The organism is Terribacillus sp. FSL K6-0262, from assembly GCF_037977385.1.
GTDB lineage: Bacteria > Bacillota > Bacilli > Bacillales > Amphibacillaceae > Terribacillus.
The window spans coordinates 2,444,761-2,467,552 of sequence record NZ_CP150277.1 but is presented as its reverse complement, the minus strand read 5'-3'; the positions used below and the strand labels follow the sequence as shown (position 1 = coordinate 2,467,552).

The following is a 22,792-nucleotide window of genomic DNA, read 5'->3' as shown; positions in this document are numbered from 1 at the left end:
CGGTTTATTCTGACTGATTAGGAGTATTGGTATATGGCTGTCATTAAAAGCACAGAACACTTCATCACGCATCTGCATACATGGCATAAAACAATTAAAATGCGGGATCGGGCGCAGTCCGTTGAACTGCGCAAGGAGGCTTATGATGCATTGCATGCAGGGGAATTCCCAGATGATTTATGGGATCGTTTTTTGCTTCTGGATGCACGATTTGATTTTTTGATGGGGGATGTCGAGCTTTGCGAGGAAAAGCTGAAGCGATTGAATCCGGATGATTTGGATGATTTTCAGTCTTTCTTCTACTATAGTTTCCTGGCAATCGTGAAATACAGTCGCAAGGAGTATTTTGCGGCGATTGAGCTATTGGAAAAAGCGGAGCAGCATATGCATGCGGTCGATGATGAAGAAGAGCATGCCGGCTTACATTATAATAAAGCCATGCAATTTTATTATTTGGATATCAATGCTTTATCCAGTTTCCATTTGGAAAAGGCGATATCCATTTATTCCAAATATCCGCAATATGAATTGAAAGTGGCGAATTGCAAATCACTGCAAGGGTTGAACCAAATCGATCAGCGCGAATTCGGCAAGGCGGAAGCAAACCTGCTTGAAGCCCTTTCCATAGCCCAAAAGCTTGGACAAGAGGATCTGGTCGTTGCCTGTGAATTCAACATCGGTCTCATGTACCACAAGCAAAATGCAGATGACAAAGGCATTCCATTCCTGCTCCAGGCAATCACCCATCCCGACCACCCTTTATATATACAGGCCTTGTTCACACTGACACGCTCCCTCTACATCCTTGGGAAAACGGAACAAGCCCAAGCATATTACAGAACGGGTATGCAGGTCTGTGAAGAACGGGACAATCTCGAATATCGGTGGCAGTTCGCTATTCTATGGGCAAAATATATGGAACCCGAAACGATGGATTATGTATACGACTCAGCCATCACGTATTTCAAAGAGAATGGCTTGTTCTACTTGATGCGCCACTATTCCCAGGACTATTCCCAATACCTATGGAAAGCACAGAAAATAGAAAAGTTCCATTACTATCATAGACTGGCATTATCGAATGACTTCCAATGAAAAAGGCTCATCAGCTGATGAGCCTTTTTCATTTGGTTGCTTATTCAACTAGCTTTTCATCTTCTTACTGGACCTTCAGGACGCCCAATGGGAAAAGTAGTTGATCTGCATATGCGCCAAAAACATACCTGTCCCTTCTCCCCCTATGCCTTGCCCCTTGTCATCAAATCCAGCAGCAGCTGGAATTTTTGCATGACATCGTTCAAGTCAAGCTCGACCGCTTCATTGATCTGATTAATCCGATAATTGACTGTATTCGGATGGACGAAAAGGGCTGCGGCAGTCGGCTTGATCTTGCAGTTATGGAGCAGATACATTTCAAGGGTTTTCAATAATTCCTTTTTGCCATTGGGATCTAGCTCGCGGATCTTTCGGACAGCTTCGCTTTCATAGCCTATTTCTTTATTTTTATCATGGATCACTTGTAAGTAGCGGCAAATATGCAAATCCTTATAATAAAGGGAGAGCGGACGATGTGTCAGCTTGGCAGCCTGTATGACTTCTTTTGCCTGATTCGCGCTTTTCAGCAGCTCGAACGGATCAGAATATATACTGCCGACACCGCTCCTGACTGCAGCTTCTTTGTCTTTCGCATAGTCCCGAATCCGCTGGATGACTTCCCTGGCCAACGCCTCGATCGGTGCATCAGCCCGCTTCCCGCCAAGCACGATGAAGAGAATATCGCCTTGGATAAGGACATGATGGAGCTTATCCTCCAGCTGCAGGGATGTCTGGGCAACCTGCTGCAGATTGAATAAAATCTTATCATCCTTCTCCACGAGCTCGACAGCTGCAACAGCAAAATGCTCTGGCAGCTGTACGCCGAATTCCTTGGCACCCCAGTCCAGATCCAGTGCTGTTTTGTATATACCGTTAAAAATATTCTGATAAAATCGTTCCTCTTTCTCCTCTTGCTTCAGCTTTGATTTCTGAATATCATAAATAAGCCTGCCGATATGGAAAGAGATATCATAAAGCAAATCGAGACCTTCTGCCGTAAGCGGTTCTTCCATCTGCTGGATCCATATGTATCCCATGATGCGTCCCTCATGCCTTGCGCTTACGACAATCCTTGTATTCAAGCCGATCTCCGGCATCGCCTCCACAATGAACGGACGCTCATACGTCTTCAGCTTATTGACTACACCTGCTTCAATGAACGTTTCATAGATTGGCAGCGTCCATTTTTTCGTGAAAATCGTCTGCTGGTTCGCTTCATCAAAATGCTGGATATAATGCGAGTTATACGCCAGCAATGTATAATCGGCATCCTCCACAATCACAGGTCGTTCCAGCTCGAAGCTAAGCAAATCGATGACAGCGTCCAAATCGTTGATGGATAACACACGATCGAATAACTCCATAGCCCACTCCCCTAAGCTTTTCTTTCATCATACTCCAGCGGAGACACATTTCCTAGCCGTGATTTACCGATTCTTTTTATGGCTGCCATCTTGATAAACAAATCAAGTAAACGCTATCACTGATATTTATTCCGATCATGCTTCATAATCCATGATTGTTACCGATAAAAGCAAGGCAGAGAAAAAGAACAGAGGAGTAACACGTAAATGGTTGAAACTAAAAAAAGAGGTAATTTCTTCACGCGCAAGATTCTTCGTAAGATTCTTTATCCCATCATCGCCATGTTCATTCTATCCGGGGTGGCGACAGCATATCTCAGCTTTGAATTCAGCCGGGAGACAATGCTGGAAAGCCAGACCGATACAATGCGCAATCAGACGATCCTTCAGCTTGACAGTATTTACAATCTATTCCTGGATAATATCCAATCGACTGTAAATAGTGTAAGTTCGATGGAATCAATCCGGAATTATGATCCAGAGCGCCTTGCCCGCACATTGGAAAGCAGCACCAAAGAAAATCCGAATGTAGAGAAAATCTTCTACCAGCCAATCGGCGGGGAAATCGTGCAATATCCGCAAGCGGACTTAGGGGATGATTTTGATCCTACCACCCGCCCATGGTATAAGCTTGGATTAGAGCTGGAAGAGAGACCTGGATACACGGATCCTTATGTATCCAAGGATTCCAATGAACTTGTAGTTGATGCTGTAAAGCCCGTTTTTGACACGGAAAATAAATTAAAAGGTTTGGTTGTGGTTGAATTCAACCTTTCCAGACTTACAGAATTGACACAAGACATCAAAGTCGGCAAGACCGGGTATGCTGCAGTCTTTGATAAAAATGGCCATTACCTATCACATCCAGATAAAGAGCTTCTAGCGACGGATGCTTCCAAGGAAACCTATTGGAAAAAAATCCAGCAGGAAGGATCGACAGGTGTAATAGAATATGAATTCCAAAATGAAAACCGTGCCTTGGCATTCACCACAAATGATCGCACAGGCTGGATAATTTCTGCTGTTGTACCCACCAAGGAATTCAGTGACGAAGCAAAAGGTATTATTTTACCGCTGACCATCACTGTATTGATCGTTCTGGCGATTGCACTTATCGTCGCCTTCTTTGTCGTGAACTCGGTTGTGCGGCCAATCAAGACTTTGCGGGACAAGATGAAGCAAGTCGAAGATGGCGATTTGACTGTACAGATGAATAGCAAGTCTGCTGATGAAATCGGCGAGCTATCCAACAGCTTCAACAATATGATCGGTAACATTCATGGCATGATGCAGGCTAATACTTCCATCTCTGCCAATGTACAGTCTGCTTCCCAGACACTTGCCGCCAATGCAGAAGAGAATGCCGCTTCCACGACGGAAGTAGCGGCGACCATGGAAGAAATTTCTGCCGGTACGACGAGCCTGGCTGAAATCATGGAACGCAATGCTGTCGCGACAGAAGCACTATCCGAGAATATCAAACTGGTGGATGCGCATAACCAGCAGGTATATGAAGAAGCCTTGCAAATGACCGAAGCGGCCAAGGTCGGCAGTTCCCAGATGCAGCAATTGATCGAGCAATCCCGGGATGCCATCGAGGCTGCCGGCAAAATAGAAGCGGCTGTGGACAGCCTTCAGCAAAAATCAGCTAATATCAGCAGTATCGTTGATACGATCACCGATATTGCCGGACAGACTAACTTGCTCGCCCTGAATGCTGCCATTGAAGCTGCACGTGCCGGCGAGAGCGGAAAAGGCTTCGCTGTCGTAGCGGATGAGGTTCGCAAACTGGCAGAACAGACAGAACATGCGCTTCAGGACATCGGATCCATTGTCCAGGAAATCCAGTCCGAAACAGCCGATACAGCAGCCTTCGCTTCGAAAACCGGCAGCGCAGTCCGGGGACAGGAAACAGCGGTCAATCATACGAAAGACATCTTCAACCAAATCAACGAAGCCATTGCGCATAATATGGAATTGACCGCTCGGACGAAGGAAGAAATGAAGTCCATGATGGAGAAGGAAGCTACGCTGGCAACCAATACTGGCGAGATAGCCGCGATCAGCCAGCAGACAGCTGCCGGAACGGAAGAAATCACGGCATCGGTAGCAGACCAGACACATTCCATGGAACAATTGAAAGAACTTGCCGAGAAGCTGGAACAAGACGCCAGCACCCTGCAGGAGCAGCTGCAGCAATTCAAATTATGATGATTCGCATTCTTAACAGGAGAAGCACTGGTGACAGTGCTTCTCCTGTTTTAATATCCTTTCCCGAACATGATATCCTTTATTTCCTTCCTAGGCATCTCTTCCCCTGTGAATAGCTTGTATGACAATGCTCCCTGCCATAGCACCATGCCTAATCCATTGATCGCCTTGGCACCGGCAGCTTCCGCTTGCGCCAGTAATTTCGTCTTCTGCGGATTATAGACCACATCTGTCACAATCAGATCTGGCCGCAGGGCATCCGTCAGGCCATCCAGAATACTCCATTCATCCAATGGCTTCATCCCCAGGCTTGTGGCATTCGCCAAAATGGCACTTTCCGAAATTTCGTTCCGGAACGCTGCTTTATCCTCCAATGGAAAAATCCTGGCACCGACACCAAAGCCTTTCAATTCGTTATTGATGAAGGACACATTGGCTGCTGCCTTGGAGAAAAAAATATCATTCCTGGCGAATATACTGAGTTCCTTGATACCGGACTGCACCAGCTGAATCGCTATCGGGGCTGCGACGCCTCCCGAGCCCACGAGAGTCACCTTCATCCCTTCAAGCTGGATGCCATGCTCCTCCAAGCTCTTCACATAGCCCAATCCATCGGTGTTATAGCCAATCAGCTTCCCGTCTTCATGGACGACCGTATTACTGGCACCCGCCAGACGGGCGCTGTCATCCAATTCATCCAGATACTGCATCACATCGATTTTATTCGGCATGGAGACATTGAATCCTGCTGCTCCCATGGCCTTCAGACCTTCGACCGTTTCCCTCAGCTTGTCTGTCCCAACGTCAAATGCCAAATAGGCATAATTCAAATCGCTGATTGTATAGCCCAAGTTGTGCATGGCAGGCGTGATACTATGCCTGATCGGTGTTGCTAGCAGACCTACCAATCTTGTTTTGGCATCGTTACGGGCAAGGTTTCTATTATCCCTCAACATAGTCAAAACCCCTTTTACTGAAAATGTCACGAACACAGCCCTATCTAATGCCTATTACAGGAGGAGGTTCCTGATGACTTTCCATAATCGAAAAACACCCGCTCTCCATATGGAAGGCGGGTGTTTCCTATATAAACGCCGGGAGCGGATCAATAAATACTTTGCTGTCCTGTCTCATTTCTTCCTCTGTAAGCACACAGGCATCCAAGCTTTTGATCATCTCTTCCTTGTGCATGCCAATCCCGATGAAAACCAATTCGGTCATCCTGTCGCCGTATACTGGATGCCATCTTGCCTCCAGTTCTTCATCCTCCGCCCTTAGAGCTGCCTGTTCATCCGGTGGATAGGTCGCAATCCAGGGACCGGCTGCTTCCATAGTCAGCGACTGGCCAGCTTGTGACAATAAGCCGCTGGTGTCGGGGCGGGATGCGAGCCAGAAGAAACCTTTGGCTCGCACGACTTCCTTGGGCCATTCCTCCAGCCAGCTCATCCATCGTTCAGGATGGAATGGCTGTCTTTTCCGATAGACAAAAGATGCAATTCCATACTCCTCTGTTTCTGGGATATGTTCATTGTTCAGCTCTTTTATCCAGCCGGCAGATTGACTGGCTTTGTCGAAGGAAAATTTCTTTGTATCCAAAACCAGGCTCGGATCGATTTTCCCATATTCCGTTTGATGGATGTCCGCTTCCGGATTCAGCGTTTGCAGCAAGGCGCACAGCTGCTGCAGCGCCTCTCCTTCCAACTGGTCGGTCTTATTCAGAAGGATGACATCTGCAAATTCGATTTGATCCAGCAGCAAATCGGAAATTTCCCGCTCATCTTCTTCCACTGCCTCCTGCTTTCGATCGAGCAGGGATTCCCCTGATTGGTAGTCATGCCAAAACCTCCCGGCGTCCACCACTGTCACCATCGTATCCAGCCGGCATTTGGCAGACAAATCGATTCCAAGCACTTCCTCTTGATACGTAAAGCTTTGTGCTACCGGAATCGGTTCGGATATACCAGTGGATTCCACAATGATATAGTCGAGATCCAAATCTGCCAGCTTGTCGATTTCGATGATTAAATCTTCTCGAAGTGTACAGCAGATGCACCCATTTTCCAGCTGTATCAGCTTCTCGTCCGAGCGCTTGAGCCCGCCTTGCTCCAGCAAATGCGCATCAATGTTTATTTCGCTCATGTCATTGACGAGAACACCTATTTTCATATTTTGTTCATTCCGGAGCAGGTGGTTAAGCAGTGTCGTCTTGCCTGCTCCGAGATAACCGCTCAAGACGGTAACTGGTATTTCTGCCACAAGTCACCAGCTCGCTTTCCGCACACCTGGCACTTGTCCCTTATGGGCATATTCACGGAATTTAATCCGGCTCATGCCGAACTGCCGCATATAGCCCCGGGGTCTTCCCGTGATTTCACAGCGATTCTTCAATCGTGTCGGAGAAGAATCACGCGGCAGTTTCCGCAGCGCTTCGTAATCTCCTTTTTCCTTCAATTCCCTTCGCAGTTCTGCGTACTTCATCACCATTTCCTGTCTTTTTCTCTCTTTTGCGATTTTTGATTTCTTTGCCATCCTTTATTCCTCCTTATTCATTGTGCTGTTTGGATATTCCAGCGGAATGGATCAGTCAGTCGTGACCAGTCGCCTGCCAGTTCCGATTCTGTCAGGAGACAGCTGTCCAGTTCCTTTACAATTGCTTGCTGATCCAAATCCGTTCCGATGAATACCAGCTGTGTCTTCCTGTCTCCATATTCGGGATGCCACTCCTTGTTTATGGACGGGTTTTCCCTGCGAATGAACTTCTGTCGTTCCTCCTCCAAAGCAGCCACCCAATAAGATACCGGTTCGATATTGGCTGCCGGACCTGCCTGGGAGAGCAGTAAAGCAAATTGATTACGCGTTGCACACCAAGCGATGCCTTTGGATCTCACGATATTCTCAGGCATTGTCTCGACAAATTGCATGAATCGCTCTGAATGGAATGGATGCTGCCGGACATAGGTGAACGATCCAATCCCATACTCCTCCGTCTCCGGTGTATGGTTTTCCGGTCCATTCTCCAGCTCTTTCAGCCAGCCAGCAGAAGAGCTGACTTTGTCAAAGTCGAAGGATTCCGTGAATAATATCTCCTTGGGATCGACTTTTCCATGGGTTGTCTCGATTATTTTCGCTTCCAGCTGCAATAGCCGCAGCACATGCTTTAATTCGCGCAGGGCCGATTCCTCTACCAAATCACATTTGTTCAGGATGAGCACATTACAAAACTCGATTTGATCAAGCAGCAAATCCGCAATTTCCCTTTCATCATCCGCAGCCACTTCCTGCTGCCGATCCAGCAGGCTTTCACCGGAACCGAAGTCATGCCAGAAACGGTTGGCATCCACCACCGTCACCATCGTATCCAAAGCTGTAAAATCGGATAGGTTGATATTCAGCTGCTCATCGATATACGTAAATGTCTGCGCAACAGGCACCGGCTCACTGATCCCGCTCGATTCGATCAAGATGTAATCAAAGCTGCCATTCCTGGCGAGCTTCTCCACTTCCACCAATAAATCATCCCGCAGCGTGCAGCAAATGCAGCCGTTGGACATCTCCACGAGCTGCTCATCGACCCGGGATAATGTCCCCTCGTTCTCCACCAGACCAGCATCGATATTGATTTCGCTCATGTCGTTGACAATGACTGCCACCTTCAAGCCCTCTCTGTTATGCAAAATATGATTGAGCAGCGTTGTCTTGCCAGCGCCCAAATAACCACTCAGAACAGTAACTGGTATTTTCTTCTTCTTCATTTCCTCACCTCTATTTGTAATCGTTACGATTTAAAGGAAGCTAAATTTTTTTCCCGCTTCAGGCCCCAGCAGGAAACGCATCTTCATCGCCAAGACAAAAGGCAAATCCAGCCCGCAATTCCTCTTCATCCAAGTCCCGGCCTATGAAAACAAGTTCATTCTGTTTCCTTTCGTCTTGCTTCCATCTCCTGTCGGCGGTACTGGCAAATAGCATATGTACACCTTGGAATAAAAGCCGGCGATCCTGCCCTTTGACATGAAGGATGCCTTTATAACGGAATAAGCTCTCCCCCTTTATTTGGACTAAATAAGAGAACCACCTATCCAGCCGCTCCGGATCGATCGGACGCTCATCTTTCAGTACGACTGCTTGTACATCGTCATGATGGTGATGATGATGTTCAAGCATATCCGGACGGACACTCAGCTTTTGATCCAGGGAGAAACTGAATACATCCAATAGCTTGAACAGCGGCACCTTACTGTCCTGAGCGAAAAACAGCTCTGCTTCCGGATTCATCTTTTGAATGCGGTCCTGCAGATGATCAAGATCCCCTTCTGAAACAAGATCCTGTTTATTGATGATGATTTTATCCGCAAAAGCAATCTGCTCCCTGGCAACGGCATGCTCATGTAATTGCCGATCCAGATGCAAAGCGTCGGTTACGGTACAAACACAATCAAGTGTAAACCAGTAGCGCATCACATCATCCATCAGGAATGTCTGGATGACAGGAGCAGGATTGGCCAATCCTGTCGTCTCTATGATCACCCGTTTCAGTTCCGTTCCTTCCTTATGGACCCGTACGAGCATATCTTTGAGTATCCTGATTAAATCCCCGCGTACATTGCAGCATATACAGCCATTATTGATTTCGATGATTTCTTCCTTTGTTTGCTCCACAAACTTGCCATCGATTCCTGTTTCCCCGAATTCATTGATGATGACTGCCATATTGCTGCTTCGCACATCGCGAAGCATCCGGTTCAATAGCGTTGTCTTCCCAGCTCCTAGAAACCCCGTCAGGATAGTCACCGGAATCTTATTCATTCCTTCGGACATATAGACACCTCGATTCAATTCGTAATTATTACGATTTAAATCATACAGGATGCTCCACCAGTTGTAAAGTCCCTTCCCTAAAAATTGTCCGGAAGATAAGTTTACAAAGTCTTTGTTAGATTGATGAAGAGTCTGTAAAATAGGTTTCATTATATCCTTGGTCGGGTATAATCTGGTTGAATCATCGAAAAGGAGAGATTATACATGAACAACAAACTAGACGAGACACCAGAGGTAATCCATTGCAAAGATGATGCTGAATTCAGGGACTGGCTGACAAAATTGAGTGAGCCAGAGAATGAAGAAGAGACGGATAGCTGATATGCTTCTCCCTCTATCTTCCTTCTTTTTTATTTCCACATATAAAAAAGCGTGCCTCGATGGCACGCTTTCCTCGTTTTTGGGACGGGTTTCACAGTTTGAATCTGCGTGGGGAATACACCCGCTTCGGGCGCCCTTGCTTAACGCTCCGTTTCTAATCGATTTCTTCCACTTTTCTTAATACATCTCACTAACCGTCTTCGCCAGCATGTGAAGCTGGAGATAGTCTGGTCCTCCGGCTTTGGAGTCGGTGCCGGACATTTTGAAGCCGCCGAATGGGTGGTAGCCGACGATGGCGCCTGTGCAGTTGCGATTGAAGTACAAATTGCCGACGTGGAATCGTTCTTTGGCGTATTCGATATGGGCCCTGTTTTTGGTGATGACTGCGCCAGTCAGGCCATATTCCGTATTGTTGGCAACATCGATTGCTTCCTCGAAGCTGGATACCTTCGAAAAGCCAAGGACTGGCCCGAAGATTTCCTCCTGCATCAAGCGGGAGGTCGGCGACAGCTCGGAGAATATGGTCGGCTGGATGAAGAAGCCTTTGCTGTCATCGCTGGAGCCGCCGCTTACAAGCTTGCCTTCCTGTTTGCCCACTTCGATATACTCCGTGATTTTATCAAAAGAAGCTTGATCGATGACAGGACCCATATAGACATCCGCACTTTCCGGCGCTGCTGTGATCCGGGATTCCGTGATTTCGATGACGCGCTGCAATACAGCATCGTATACCTTCTCGTGGACGACAGCACGGGACCCGGCGGAACATTTCTGACCAGCGAAGCCAAAGGCAGAAACGGCGATTGCATCTGCTGCCAGCTCGATATCGGCATCTTCATCGACGACGACTGTATCCTTCCCGCCCATTTCTGCAATGACACGTTTCAAATGCTGCTGCCCAGGCTGTACTTTGGCAGCTTTTTCAAAAATACGCGTACCGACATCGCGCGAGCCTGTGAATGTAATGATGCTTGTTTTCGGGTGTTCGACGAGATAGTCGCCCACTTCCGAGCCGCTTCCCGGTACAAAGTTGATGACACCTTTCGGAACGCCCGCTTCCTCCAGCACCTCCACGAACTGGGCGGCGATGACAGGAGTGGCACTTGCCGGCTTCAATACAACGGTGTTCCCTGTCACCAGCGGGGCAACAGTCGTCCCAGCCATGATGGCGAACAAGAAATTCCACGGCGAAATGACGACTGTGACGCCTGTCGGGGTGTAGATATAACGGTTCGCTTCCCCTTCACGTGATTGGACTGCCTTACCTGGAACAAGCTCCATCATCTGGCGTGCGTAATATTCCATGAAATCAATCGCTTCTGCTGTATCCGCGTCAGCTTCCTTCCACGGCTTGCCGGCTTCCTTGACAAGCAATGCCGAGAAATAATGCTTCTTGCGTCGGACAATCGCAGCCGCGCGCATCAATATATGCGCCCGTTCCTCCGGCTTTGTGTAACGCCATGTTTCAAATGCAGCTGCTGCAGCTTCGATTGCACGTTCGGCATGCTGACGGGATGCTTTGGATACCTCGCCGACCACTTCTTCTTTATTTGCTGGGTTGATGGAGACGATTTTCCCATCGGTCGTCACTCTTTCACCGTCAATCACAAGCGGGTAGGATTCCCCCATCACCCCTTGTACCTGCTCCAGCGCTTTACTGAAAGCCTGGCGCTCCTTCTCCTGCGTGAAATCCGTGAATGGTTCATGTGTATAAGGTGTCGTCATGATCAATCGCTCCTTTGATTTATTTTTTGGTCATCCCTTTGAAGGCAAATGCGATATTCGCCGGGCGCTCTGCCAGCCTGCGCATGAAGTAACCATACCAATCATCGCCATAAGGCAAATAAATGCGGACCTTATAACCCTGTCTGACGAGCTCCTGCTGCAGCTGCTGCCGCATGCCGTAAAGTATTTGGAACTCGAATTTATCCTTCCCGATCCCTTTTTCCAAGGCATAATGTTTGGCAAAGGACACCATCCGGTCATCATGGGTCGCGATAGCCGTATAGCTGCCAGCATCGAGCTGCTTGGCAATCAGCTTACGGTAGTTGCCGTCCACATCCCGTTTTTCCTGGAATGCAACGGATTTCGGCTCTTTATATGCCCCTTTGACCAAGCGGATGAAGGGCTGCAGATGCGCCATCATATCCAAATCATCATTGCTGCGGTAAAGATAAGCCTGTATGACGGTACTCACATTTTGATACTCCGCTTTCAGCTCCTGGAATAAATCCAATGTCCTTTGACAGCGTTCGGAATCTTCCATATCGATCGTCACCATGACACCGAGACGATCAGCCGCTGTCAATATCCGGCGCAAATTCAATCGGACAAGCTCTTCACTGATATCGAGTCCGAGTGATGTCAGTTTCAGGGAAACCTGTGCATCCAGGCCCACTTCTTTGATCATCTCAAGGGCCGCGACAGCCTCACCTGCCCGCTCCACGGCAATCAGCGGATCGGCCACATATTCACCAAGATGATCGACGGTCACACTCATTCCGTCCTCATTCAGTTTCCTGATGAATGGGATGGCCTGATCGAAGGATATACCTCCGACGATCTTGCCCTTGACCATCCGTATGCCATATAAATTAGCCAGCTTGTTCAATGGCTGATTCTTTGATAAATACAAGAAAAAATTGCGAGATAAAGCTTCCAACTGTGACACCTCCCAATTCACTTGCACATGTGCTATACCAATATTGTAGAATCGAATTGAAGGGCTTTCAATATGCTGAAAAAACAAACAATTCAGTTGTTTTTGTGTAAAATACACAAAATGATGCACCGGCCAGTTCAGCAGACTGCACCTTGGAAAATAAGGCACATAATTATCTGCATTCTCCACTATAATATGGAAGGGTTGCTTGTGAAGAAGCATAATGGAGTACGGCGGAGCGAAATTCAAAATTGCCGTGTGATGGGATGGCAGCCGGGCAGAAACGCAGGGGAATGATCTGCTTATTCTGGACAAGTCTATACAATTTGGCATACGGCAGAATATAACAATGGACATTTCAACAAAAATTGATATATTATGTCAGTAGAAATGAAGCTGTGATTCATTATCTGCATGTGGGCACTTGGATAATGAGGAGCTAGTAGTGCAACCGCCATTCTGATGGCGTTTTTTTTATATATGATAGTTTGTCAATCTAAATGCGACAGTTCCTCCTGGAAAGCCTCGTAAGGAGTTTTCCATCCTAATATTTTTCGCGGGCGATGATTAATTAGGTATAGTGCTTGGTGGATTTCATCTTCTGAAACAGAGGCTAAGTCTGTTTTCTTTGGGAAGAACTCCCGAAGCAGCCCGTTACTGTTTTCATTGGTTCCTCGCTGCCATGGGGCATACGGATCGGCAAAGTAAACCGAGATATCCATTTCATTTTCGATTTCTTGATAACAAGCAAATTCTTTCCCTCGATCTGTGGTCGCTGTCTTAAATATTTCCTTAGGCATAGAAGCTGCCACTTGTGAGATAGCTTCCTTCATAGAGCGTGCACTTCGATCGTTCATTTTAACTGCGAGAAAGAAACGCGTTTTGCGTTCGGCAAACGTTCCGAAGCATCCTTTACTTTTTCCACGGCTTGATACTACTGTATCTAGTTCCCAATGGCCTGCCGATTTTCGGTCCTTCACATCTTTTGGACGCTCCTTTATCGACGTACCAATATTGAATCGACCTCTCGTTTCCCGGGGTTTTTGCCTTTTTCCTTTTTGACGGAAGACCTGATGATCGACAGAGAATCGTCTTTGATTCATCCAACGATAGATGGTTTTGAAGCTGATGATACCCAGCCTTCCTTGAATTTGTTCAGGTGACCAAGTGAGCTTTAATTTCTCCTCAATAACCACTCTAAGCTCTTCTTTCCATTTACCTTTAGGAATACAAAATTCCCGTCGTTTTTGATACATTCTGTCAGCAGAGTCAGCTTTATAGCTGCCCTCACTGTTACGCTCCAATTCTCTGGAAATAGTCGAATGGTGTCTCCCTAACTCCTTTGCGATACGACGTGCAGACCAGCCAAGCTTGTATAGTGTTTCTAGTTTTCCTCGTTCAATTGTAGTAAGATGGGAATAGCTCATGTTTTCCTCCGTTTAAGATTAGGTATGGTAACTTCATCTTACACGAGGAAACATGGGCTTTTCTATTTTCAAAAGGTGTCGCACTTAATATTACAATTCATCATATACAAAAGAAAGTAGGTATTGCATGCAACTACGTATCTTGCTGACATGTCTGTTTTTGAGTTTGATAGCCTTATCGTATACAACCTCCTCCACGATACCTGCTGTTGATGGCTTGATTTTGGTTTTGGCCATCTTTTCCATGCCGGAAGCTTTACCAGACAGTTCGTGACGCTGCTATCGCTAAGTCTTGCCTTTGGCTTCTACTTACTGTTCGATGCGTTATTTACACATGTATCTCTCCAGGATCAGATTCATTTCATGCTTCGTCATATTTTCGTGACGGCGGCGATCATCTTGATCTGGCTCATCTATGGAATCACCTCCCGCTATCAATCTGAAAATATAGCATTAAAGGAACGGATCCAAACACTTGAAAAATATGCCGGTTCCACCAATCTGCTGACAGAGTCCGAATTCCAAAGCCGTGTGAAGCTGATCACCACCGGCACCAGACGCAGGAATGAAAGCAATCATTATCTCCTTGTCTCGATTTTGACACCTGCCGGAAAACCCGAAACGCTTGCGTCCCTATCCCACACCATAAGTGAGGGTATCTTAAGCTCCATCCGTGCTGAATTCGATTTGGTCACCCAAAGGAATCCCGAGCAGTTTCTTGTTTTCCTGCAGAATACAAATGAAGCTGGCTGCCATATCGTGGTGGAAAGGTTGAGGAATAAGCTTCGTGATCAATTCAACTTGATCGATCCTCCGCTCTTATGTGAAATCATGAAAGAAGAAGAGATGGATGAGGGGACGGAAATGGACCGTCCGTTGGAAGGAGCTGTGAGATGAAGATAATTCTGATAGCAGTCATTGCCTTTTTCTGGATTCTGCTCATTTATTACTCCATCCTTACGATCGCCGGGGTCCTTCAGCGATTACAAAAGAAAAATGGCATCACCTTACCTGCTTATCCTTCGGTGGCTGTCTTGATTCCAGCACATAACGAAGGGATAGTGATCAAACAAACCTTGGATGCCATGCTTCGCCTGAAATATCCCGGGACGCTGGATGTCTATGTGCTGGATGATGCCTCCACTGACGATACAGCCGACATCATCCAGAAATTCAGCAGCACCTTTTCACGGATCCATTATCTGAAGGTTCCTCCTGGATCACCGAAGGGAAAATCCAGGGTATTGAACTATGGTCTGTCGGTAACGGAATCCGATTACTTCATCGTATTCGATGCAGATAACCAGCCTGATGAAAACAGTGTGATCGAGCTTGTACATGCTGCCGAATCCACACCCGAGGCCGGCGGCGCAGTAGGTTATGTCAAGACAATCAATGCGCATCGGAACATCCTGACCAGGATGATCTCCATCGAATTTCAAGTATTCCAGCTCTTGATGCAAAGCGGCAGATGGAAAATGTTCAAAACTGGTTCCCTGGCGGGGACGAACATGCTGCTCAGGAGAAGTGTCCTTCAGGAAGCTGGCGGCTATGATGTGTATGCTTTAGCGGAAGATGCGGAGCTGACGGTAAGACTGACATCCCTTGGATGGAAATTACCTGTCGTCCATCATTCCAGGACATGGGAACAAGAGCCTGAAAAGATAGGCATTTTTATCAGACAGCGCACTAGATGGCTGACAGGCAATATTTATTTGTTGGAGAAATCATTTCATGAATGGCGATACTGGAAGGGACGGACATTCGTCCATAGCTTGCAGCATGTCATGACGTATCTTTTATTCGTACTGCTGCTGCTGTTCTCCAATATATGGTTTGTCCTCAGCTTGCTGGGGGTCGATCTGCCTGATTTCGAGTCGCCGCTGCTGTTGTTCTGGTTCATGAGCTATGTGGTATATACCGCCCAAATCATCAGCGCGATGGTGCTCGAAGGAACAATCACGCCATTCAATGTCCTTATTGGATTGATAATGTATTTCACATATGCGCAGATCTTCCTGCTCCTGCTTTTGCGGAGTGGCGTAGCCTATCTATGGAGCCGAGTGACCAGGAAAACCATGCAATGGGATAAGACGGAAAGATTCAAGGATGATGCTGCATGAACAGCTATGCTGTGAAAGGGACCATACTGTTGATTTGCTGCATGGCATTGTTTCTTAACTTCTCCGCCTTGCCCGTTACGGAATCGGTGACCCGCACTGTCGGACGCCACTACCAAAACAGCGACAGGCTGATCAGCAGCTATGGGGATGAACGACGTGATAGCAGCCCCATCCTCCTTGAAAGTATGGGTCAATATATGGAGTATTTGTTATTGGCCGATGATCAAAAGGGATTCGAGGAGCAATTTCAGCTGCTGCAGGAGCATTTCGCAGTGGAACAAGCGGGAGAAATCCATCTGAAGTGGCAGATCGGGGAAAACATCTCCACCAATGCTTCCGTGGATGATTTCCGGATAATAGAGGTGCTGATGGCCGGCGGGGAAAAATTCCATGATGCGGCCTATACCGACCTGGCAGAACAGATTTGGGATACCATGATCCGCACGCAGCTCACGGATGGCCTTATCACGGACTTCTATGATAGATCATGGAAACAGCAATCTTCCGAAATGCATCTCAGTTATATAAATTTCACTGTATTGGAAGATATGAGGGCGCCTAATTTGGAAGAATACAAGCGGATACTGAGGGGTGGCCAGACAGACACACCTTTTTTTATCGAAATCTATCATCCCCGGGACAAAAGCTATCATACGGCTGATCCAGAAACGGTAAACATGATCGATCAATTCCTGATTGCAATGCAGTATGTGAAAAGCACAAATGAAACACCATCGAAATTCCATGACTGGCTGCAAAAACAAGCGAAAGCAGATAACGTTCTTCATGGACGCTACAACCGGACTACTGCTGCACCAGCATCCAGCTATGAATCCAGCTCGGTGTATGCGCTGGCTGTACTTTACAGCTTGGCTGTACATGATCAGGAAATGGCTGATGAATGGTTCCTCAAGCTGCAGAAGCAAGCACCGATGCAGGCGTCTCCATCCTATACGGATATTCATTTTTTTGATTACATGTATGCCTCCTATGCAGCACGGCTTTATGAAGCAGGACGGAGCAGTCATTGAGGACTGCTCCGTTTTTATCCTTTGATATAAGCATATAGCTCCTGCGTCTCCAGCTCCGCACCGAATGCACGCGTCGCCCCCCAGATTTTATCCACCTCGGCACCATTGATTTCGGCATCCATGTCATGAAAGATCCGGTGCACATATCGCAGGCTGTTCAAATCCGCGCTGTCTGCAGCGATTCGCATGAAGGCCTCGGCGTTCCACATATCATTCACTGCTTCCGATGGAGCGAATCCTTCCGTGCGCAGACGTTCCACATCATCCTGCAGCTTTTGCCATTCATCTGATTTGGCCAGATAAGCAGTGTCTACATTGTCGATATGCCCCCAGCCGGTCAGATCATTCAAATAGGCATGCTGATCACTGATGATCTGTTTGACAAGCTCTTCATCCTGATAAGCAATCGGTTCATCATATTCCTCATAAGAGAACGTAGAGAGGAAATCCTTCGTACCACCAGTCAGTTCCTCCAGCTGGGAAGCTCCTTCTCGTTTTATATCTTTATCCTTTGCTCCCTCTGGCTGCTGTGATTGCACCGGCGGCACGCTCTCTTTCCCGCTTGCCGAATTGTCTTCTTCCTGTGCTAGGAAGAAGTAGACACCAGTACCGACTATTGCAAGTAAACCAATACTTAGTAACGTAATGTAAAATGCCTTCACTGCTTTTCTCCCCTCTGCCGGAAGTGTTAGAAAAGTGCCAGTCTATATTATAGCAATGATTCCCAGCAGTTTTTGTCGAAAAGCAAAAATAGGACGCTGGCTGCGTCCCATTTTCATTCCTCGTCTTCCATTACATGGTGATATGCTTCATTGAACAAAATCAGCTGGCTATCGATCAACTCCTCCTGATCAACGCGTTTCACATAATGATAGACGCCGTTTTCATCCTGTTCCCTTGCTTTGCAGTTATCCTGCAGCATCACAGCGAGGATACCGCGGATCCTGCGCTTGATCGATCCGTTGAATATAGGGAAAAGGATCTCCACTCGCTTCTCCATATTCCTTGTCATCATATCGGCCGAAGACAGATGGATCTTTTCCTCCCCGTTATGGTGGAAGTAATAGATTCGTGTATGCTCCAAGTATCTTCCGACGATACTCCGCACCTTGATATTCTCACTGATACCCTTGATGCCGGGACGAAGGCAGCAAATGCCCCGGATGATCAAATCGATCTTCACACCGGCGATCGATGCTTCATATAATTTTTGAATGATCGGTTTATCGGTGATGGAGTTCATTTTCATGATGATACGTCCATTACCATGCTTTTTATGTAAACGTATTTCTTCATCGATCATGCCGATCATATCCGAGCGAATGTCAAATGGCGCCACCGAAAGATGATGGAAGGTGGGCTTCTCGGTATAGCCGCTCAAGTAATTGAAGAAATTCGTCGCATCGATGCCGAATTTACGTTTGGAGGTAAACAGCCCCATATCCGTATACAGCTTGGCCGTCTGATCATTATAGTTCCCCGTTCCAAGATGGACAAAGCGCTCGATCCGGTTATGCTTTTTCCGCACGACAAGTGTGATCTTGCTATGCGTCTTCAAATGCGTCATCCCATAGATTACATGACAGCCGGACTTTTCCAGCTCCTTTGCCCACTGCACATTATTCTCCTCGTCAAAGCGGGCCTTCAGCTCGAACAAAACGGTGACCTGCTTCCCTTTCTCGGCTGCACGCTTCAACGCGTCTATGATGGGGGAATCCCCGCTCACCCGATAGAGCGTCTGCTTGATGGCCAGCACATCGGGATCATCCGCCGCCTTCGAAACGAAATCAACGACGGGTTCGAATGATTCATACGGATGATGCAGGAAAATATCCCGGTCATTGATTGCATCAAACAGATTCTCATCGGTCCCGATTTCAGCTGGCGGCTGCGGGATGAGTGTTTCATAGACCAGATGCTCCCGCCTGGCAGCCACTATTTTGTAAAATTGCATCAGGCTTGTCAGATCGATTGGTCCATCTATTTCATAGACATCTTTACGGTGGATATCCAATATATCCGTCAGGTAGGTGACCATTTTATAGTCATACTCCCGTTTCGGGATTTCCAGCCGGATAGCCGCTCCCCATTTGCGCTTCTTCAGTTCTTTCTCGATCACTTTCAGCAGGTCGCGGGCACCTTCTTCATGGATGGTCATATCCGCATTCCGTGTGATCCGGAAGACAGTGACGGACTTGATATGATAACCGCGGAATAACTTATGCATATAATGACTGATGACGTCTTCCAATAAGACGAAGTGAAGGGCATCTTCCTCCGTGTCCTCCAGCTGGATGAAACGATCCAGGACAGCCGGCACTTGTACGATGGCCGTTTTATGCTGGGATGCCTCATCGGCTTCATGCTCATCCAGCAAAGATACCGCAAGATTCAGACTCTTGTTCAACAGCATCGGGAACGGACGATACGCATCGATTGCCATCGGTGTAAGGACAGGGAATATCTCTTCCTCGAAGTATGTTTCCAGGCGCAGCAGTTGCGCGTTCGACAGCTGCTCCATCCCCAATAGCTCCACCTTCTCTTCCCTCAATTCGGGTATGATGATATCCTGGAACAAACTATTCTGCATCTCGACGAGACGATGCGCTTTCGCTCCGATTTTCTGGAGCTGCTGTTTCGGTGTCATGCCCGCTTTGTTTTCCGGACGGTTGAAGCCGGCCTTCACCTGGTCTTTCAAACCTGCTACACGAACCATGAAAAACTCATCCAGATTGGAACTGAAAATCGATAGGAACTTTAGCCTTTCCAACAAAGGGTTGCGCTCATCAAGCGCTTCCTCCAGCACTCGTTCATTAAATGCAAGCCAGCTCAACTCTCGGTTATTGTAATTATTCGGGTTATTCAAATCCACCCGAAGCTGTTCCTCTGTTCTCAATTTCCATGCACCACTTTTCGACAATATTCTATCAATTTTAGTATATCAGCAGCTAATCATGAGATTTTATGAAGTTTTTGTAATTTTTTAGCTTATATTGGAATGTGCATCTTCCCGGAAAACAAGCTGGATATTTCGCCGCAGCTGTTTTTCGAGATGCTTCTTCTGTTTTTCGACTTGGTACTTTTCTGCCTGCCAGTCCTTATTGCATGTCACGATAAGCACCAAATCCCCCCCTTCATCCTGCAGCTCGATGCCCGCGACGATATTCCGCTTTGTCGCATGCAGGCTGTTGGCAAGCTTTATGATGGCTCCCAGCAAACGATAATGGGCCAGCTCCTCCCCCTTGAACCAGGATCGGAACACTTCTGCATTCCGATTATAGAAGGACTTGTTCTTAAAGGACGCCAGCAGCGCCAGGATGATTCGATCCTTATGCAGCAAACCATCGATCGTCCGATTGGCAAGGAGGTAAAACGTATGCTGGTTTCCGGATTCCGTATCGATATAAGCCCCGATATTATATACAAAAGCTGCATACCTGACGAGGAACTTATCGTTTGCATTCCATTCCGCAAGGCCAAGGCCCTCCACCAGCTCCGCCAGCTGCAAGGCTGTCCCCTGCCGCTCCAGCGCATGCGCACGGTCAATCTCGAAATCCTTCGCCAATTCCTCGAAGCTGCGTTCCAGCACATCGGCGAACAATGTCATCTGATCCCGGCGCCTGAGCACCTCATAGAGCAAACCATCCCGCAAGCCTTTGCGGCTGAGGACGAAATCCGTCGTACCTACGATATCAAGCAGGCAGCGGAATACTTGCATCGCCGGGAGGATGATATCAGCCCTATCCTTCGAGAGGCCATCGACCTTCTGCAGTTCCGCAAAGTCCAGCGGAGCAAGCTCTGCTTCCATATCCTCGATATCCTGCTTCTTCATCTTGTATTGATGCAGTCCTGCTAAAGGATAGCCCACCTTTTCCTGGTGTATTTGGACCACATTCCGTGCGCTTCCGCCGATGGCGATGACAGGCAGCTGTTTGTCCGCCAGCCATTCCAAGGTCTGCAGCTGCCCGTATACATACGTATGAATCTGATCCAGCTCCTCTGCTGTCGGCTTATCCCCGGCGACAAACTGCCGCTTCAGCGACAGGGCCCCGAATGGGAAGCTATGATAGAACTGCAGCTGCCGATCCTTGAAATATGTCAGCTCGGTACTGCCGCCGCCGATATCTATCGTGATCCCATCCTGGAATGGCATGCTGTTCGTCACTGCCAAGTAGCCTAGATACGCTTCTTCATAATCCGAAAGGACCCGGATGGTGAAGTCCGTCTCTTTTGCCACCATATCCAATATATCCTGCTGATTCTTCGCATGCCGAACCGTAGCAGTCGCCACACAGGTCGTCTCTTCCAATTCATAATAGCGTGTCACTTCCTGGAAGCTGTGCAATGTCTTAAGCAATATCCGGATCCCTTGCCCATCAAGGATTCCTTCTGCTGTCAAATAATTGCGCAGACGCGCGACGACCTTTACATTCTCTTTTTCTTTGATTCTTCCGTTCTTGTCACGCAAATATACGACAAGACGCATTGTATTGGATCCAATATCAATGATGGCATAGTACCTTGTTTTCATAACTACTCCCCTCATGTGAAAGCCTTTCTCTCCATATTACCCATAGAGCAGCCAACATAACATAGTCGCTAAAAGAAAAGCCGCACAAATGTGCGACTATACGGCATCATCCAACTGCCTGGATTTCTTCATCGTCTCCGGCAGGGACATCGGGCTCAGGCTCTGGTGCAGGCTCTTGCTCCTGTACCGTTTCCTCGTCCGGCTCATCCTCAGCCGGCTTCGGGGTTGTATCAGGTTTTGCTGCTGGTCCTTCCTTTTCTTCAGGAGGGGCAGTCGCTGGATCTGCCGATTTTTCCTCTTCCGGCTCTTTGGAAGATCCATTGCTGCCGGAACTGCTGCCTGATGATCCCCTGCTGCCTGAAGTTCCGCCGCCGCTATAGCTGCCGGAACTGCCAGAGCTGCCGCTATAACTCGGGGAACTGCCTGATGATCCGCCCACTGGTGCAGTATAGCTCGGGGCAGGTGCTTGGTAAGTGGAATCAGAGCCATCGACTTCTTCCGTGTCATCTTCTGCGATGACTGGTTCTTCGGTCGTCAGCACTTCCTCTTCCTGTACCTCGGGTTCTGGTCCGGCAGCTTCCTTTTCTTCATCTGTGATCATTTCTTTCTGAAGGGCAAATTCCCCTTCGATGTGCTCGGCTTTCAGTTCCTTAGGCTCCTCTGTCACCTTTGCCTTGGCAGCATAGGATTGCTCTTTCTGCTCATTCGCCTTCAGGGAATTGCTCGTCACCGATTTGTTCTGTACATAGAAGAAAGCAGAAACTGCGATACCAAGGAAAACGATGAATGTCCCAATCAGCATTGTCTCCTTTTTCACACCGAGGCCCCCTCTTCATACAGCTCGATCGGCAAGCCATCCGGATCCTGGAAGAATGTGAATGCTTTTTCTGTAAAAGGATCGACCCGGACTGGCTCCGTCTTCACACCCATGTCCCGAAGACGGGCCACTTCTTTTTCGACGTCATCCACGGAGAATGCAAGGTGGCGCAATCCCGCTGCTTCCGGATAACTCGGCCGCTCCGGAGGATTCGGGAAGGAAAATAGTTCAATGACGTAGGTATCTCCGAGGGCAAGATCCAGTTTATATGAATCACGCTCCTCACGGTACACTTCCCGAATGATCCGCAGCCCCAATATTTCGGTATAAAAGCGTTTGGATTCTGCATAATCCGAACAAATGATTGCAATATGATGCACAGCCTGCAGCAAGGT

At 47.7% G+C, this 22,792-nt stretch carries 19 protein-coding genes and 1 riboswitch; of the genes, 5 read left to right on the top strand and 14 right to left on the bottom strand.

Features of this window, described 5'->3' with window-relative positions; translation table 11 throughout:
* Positions 1-33: 33 nt before the first annotated feature.
* Positions 34-1,095, top strand: a complete 1,062-nt coding sequence (locus tag MHI54_RS12600) for a tetratricopeptide repeat protein (RefSeq protein WP_095216668.1) — start codon at positions 34-36, stop codon at positions 1,093-1,095.
* 143 nt (positions 1,096-1,238) lie between these two features.
* Here the strand turns inward: MHI54_RS12600 and MHI54_RS12595 are convergent, their stop codons facing one another.
* Positions 1,239-2,459, bottom strand: coding sequence for a helix-turn-helix domain-containing protein (locus MHI54_RS12595; protein WP_340081659.1), 1,221 nt, complete (start codon positions 2,457-2,459; stop codon positions 1,239-1,241).
* A 207-nt stretch (positions 2,460-2,666) separates the two neighbouring features.
* Here MHI54_RS12595 and MHI54_RS12590 point away from each other — a divergent pair, with 207 nt between their 5' ends.
* Positions 2,667-4,670 (top strand): methyl-accepting chemotaxis protein, encoded by a 2,004-nt coding sequence (locus tag MHI54_RS12590; RefSeq protein ID WP_340081658.1) that lies wholly within the window; start codon positions 2,667-2,669, stop codon positions 4,668-4,670.
* 50 nt (positions 4,671-4,720) lie between these two features.
* Here MHI54_RS12590 and MHI54_RS12585 read toward each other — a convergent pair whose 3' ends face one another.
* From MHI54_RS12585 to MHI54_RS12550, 8 genes are all read right to left on the bottom strand, one after another.
* Positions 4,721-5,626 carry a quinate/shikimate dehydrogenase gene (locus MHI54_RS12585; protein WP_340081657.1) on the bottom strand — a complete coding sequence of 302 codons (906 nt, stop codon included), beginning with the start codon at positions 5,624-5,626 and terminating at the stop codon, positions 4,721-4,723.
* 127 nt (positions 5,627-5,753) lie between these two features.
* Positions 5,754-6,926, bottom strand: coding sequence for a GTP-binding protein (locus MHI54_RS12580; RefSeq protein WP_095216664.1), 1,173 nt, complete (start codon positions 6,924-6,926; stop codon positions 5,754-5,756).
* Positions 6,927-6,929: 3 nt separating this feature from the next.
* Positions 6,930-7,199, bottom strand: a complete 270-nt coding sequence (gene rpsN / locus MHI54_RS12575) for a 30S ribosomal protein S14 (protein WP_095216663.1) — start codon at positions 7,197-7,199, stop codon at positions 6,930-6,932.
* Between the two features lie 17 nt (positions 7,200-7,216).
* On the bottom strand, positions 7,217-8,422 hold the full coding sequence (locus tag MHI54_RS12570) for a GTP-binding protein (protein ID WP_095216662.1): 1,206 nt from the start codon (positions 8,420-8,422) through the stop codon (positions 7,217-7,219).
* A 58-nt stretch (positions 8,423-8,480) separates the two neighbouring features.
* On the bottom strand, positions 8,481-9,485 hold the full coding sequence (locus MHI54_RS12565; protein WP_233135109.1) for a GTP-binding protein: 1,005 nt from the start codon (positions 9,483-9,485) through the stop codon (positions 8,481-8,483).
* Between the two features lie 498 nt (positions 9,486-9,983).
* Positions 9,984-11,531, bottom strand: a complete 1,548-nt coding sequence (pruA, locus tag MHI54_RS12560) for an L-glutamate gamma-semialdehyde dehydrogenase (RefSeq protein ID WP_340081656.1) — start codon at positions 11,529-11,531, stop codon at positions 9,984-9,986.
* Positions 11,532-11,550: 19 nt separating this feature from the next.
* Complete coding sequence (locus MHI54_RS12555) at positions 11,551-12,468, bottom strand: proline dehydrogenase family protein (protein WP_340081655.1); 918 nt, start codon at positions 12,466-12,468, stop codon at positions 11,551-11,553.
* Between the two features lie 382 nt (positions 12,469-12,850).
* Positions 12,851-12,933: riboswitch (cyclic di-GMP riboswitch) on the top strand.
* A 26-nt stretch (positions 12,934-12,959) separates the two neighbouring features.
* Positions 12,960-13,895 (bottom strand): IS30 family transposase, encoded by a 936-nt coding sequence (locus MHI54_RS12550; RefSeq protein WP_340081424.1) that lies wholly within the window; start codon positions 13,893-13,895, stop codon positions 12,960-12,962.
* A 270-nt stretch (positions 13,896-14,165) separates the two neighbouring features.
* On the opposite strand from MHI54_RS12550, the gene MHI54_RS12545 reads away from it, so the two are divergent.
* The 3 genes from MHI54_RS12545 to MHI54_RS12535 are packed head-to-tail and all read left to right on the top strand — an operon-like array spanning position 14,166 to position 17,049.
* Positions 14,166-14,792, top strand: coding sequence for a hypothetical protein (locus tag MHI54_RS12545; protein ID WP_340081654.1), 627 nt, complete (start codon positions 14,166-14,168; stop codon positions 14,790-14,792).
* Complete coding sequence (locus MHI54_RS12540) at positions 14,789-16,018, top strand: glycosyltransferase (RefSeq protein ID WP_340081653.1); 1,230 nt, start codon at positions 14,789-14,791, stop codon at positions 16,016-16,018. The genes MHI54_RS12545 and MHI54_RS12540 overlap by 4 nt, the downstream gene beginning before the upstream one ends.
* Entirely contained in the window at positions 16,015-17,049 is a 1,035-nt protein-coding gene (locus MHI54_RS12535) for a hypothetical protein (protein ID WP_340081651.1), read from the top strand. The genes MHI54_RS12540 and MHI54_RS12535 overlap by 4 nt, the downstream gene beginning before the upstream one ends.
* Before the next feature lie 14 nt (positions 17,050-17,063).
* On the opposite strand, the gene MHI54_RS12530 is transcribed toward MHI54_RS12535, so the two are convergent.
* The 5 genes from MHI54_RS12530 to MHI54_RS12510 form a co-directional block, all read right to left on the bottom strand.
* On the bottom strand, positions 17,064-17,711 hold the full coding sequence (locus MHI54_RS12530; RefSeq protein WP_340081650.1) for a hypothetical protein: 648 nt from the start codon (positions 17,709-17,711) through the stop codon (positions 17,064-17,066).
* A gap of 113 nt (positions 17,712-17,824) precedes the next feature.
* On the bottom strand, positions 17,825-19,945 hold the full coding sequence (locus tag MHI54_RS12525) for an RNA degradosome polyphosphate kinase (RefSeq protein WP_095214074.1): 2,121 nt from the start codon (positions 19,943-19,945) through the stop codon (positions 17,825-17,827).
* Between the two features lie 87 nt (positions 19,946-20,032).
* Positions 20,033-21,580, bottom strand: coding sequence for an exopolyphosphatase (ppx, locus tag MHI54_RS12520; RefSeq protein WP_340081649.1), 1,548 nt, complete (start codon positions 21,578-21,580; stop codon positions 20,033-20,035).
* 106 nt (positions 21,581-21,686) lie between these two features.
* A complete protein-coding gene (locus MHI54_RS12515) occupies positions 21,687-22,397 on the bottom strand; it encodes a hypothetical protein (protein ID WP_095214076.1) in 711 nt (236 codons plus the stop codon).
* Positions 22,394-22,789, bottom strand: a complete 396-nt coding sequence (locus MHI54_RS12510; RefSeq protein WP_198946011.1) for a VOC family protein — start codon at positions 22,787-22,789, stop codon at positions 22,394-22,396. The genes MHI54_RS12515 and MHI54_RS12510 overlap by 4 nt, the downstream gene beginning before the upstream one ends.
* Between the last annotated feature and the right edge of the window lie 3 nt (positions 22,790-22,792).

Coding starts and splice junctions, on each gene's coding strand:
- MHI54_RS12600 (WP_095216668.1), top strand. CDS start 34: ATGGCTGTCATTAAAAGCACAGAACACTTCATCACGCATCTGCATACA.
- MHI54_RS12595 (WP_340081659.1), bottom strand. CDS start 2,459: ATGGAGTTATTCGATCGTGTGTTATCCATCAACGATTTGGACGCTGTC.
- MHI54_RS12590 (WP_340081658.1), top strand. CDS start 2,667: ATGGTTGAAACTAAAAAAAGAGGTAATTTCTTCACGCGCAAGATTCTT.
- MHI54_RS12585 (WP_340081657.1), bottom strand. CDS start 5,626: ATGTTGAGGGATAATAGAAACCTTGCCCGTAACGATGCCAAAACAAGA.
- rpsN (WP_095216663.1), bottom strand. CDS start 7,199: ATGGCAAAGAAATCAAAAATCGCAAAAGAGAGAAAAAGACAGGAAATG.
- MHI54_RS12570 (WP_095216662.1), bottom strand. CDS start 8,422: ATGAAGAAGAAGAAAATACCAGTTACTGTTCTGAGTGGTTATTTGGGC.
- MHI54_RS12565 (WP_233135109.1), bottom strand. CDS start 9,485: ATGTCCGAAGGAATGAATAAGATTCCGGTGACTATCCTGACGGGGTTT.
- pruA (WP_340081656.1), bottom strand. CDS start 11,531: ATGACGACACCTTATACACATGAACCATTCACGGATTTCACGCAGGAG.
- MHI54_RS12550 (WP_340081424.1), bottom strand. CDS start 13,895: ATGAGCTATTCCCATCTTACTACAATTGAACGAGGAAAACTAGAAACA.
- MHI54_RS12540 (WP_340081653.1), top strand. CDS start 14,789: ATGAAGATAATTCTGATAGCAGTCATTGCCTTTTTCTGGATTCTGCTC.
- MHI54_RS12535 (WP_340081651.1), top strand. CDS start 16,015: ATGAACAGCTATGCTGTGAAAGGGACCATACTGTTGATTTGCTGCATG.
- ppx (WP_340081649.1), bottom strand. CDS start 21,580: ATGAAAACAAGGTACTATGCCATCATTGATATTGGATCCAATACAATG.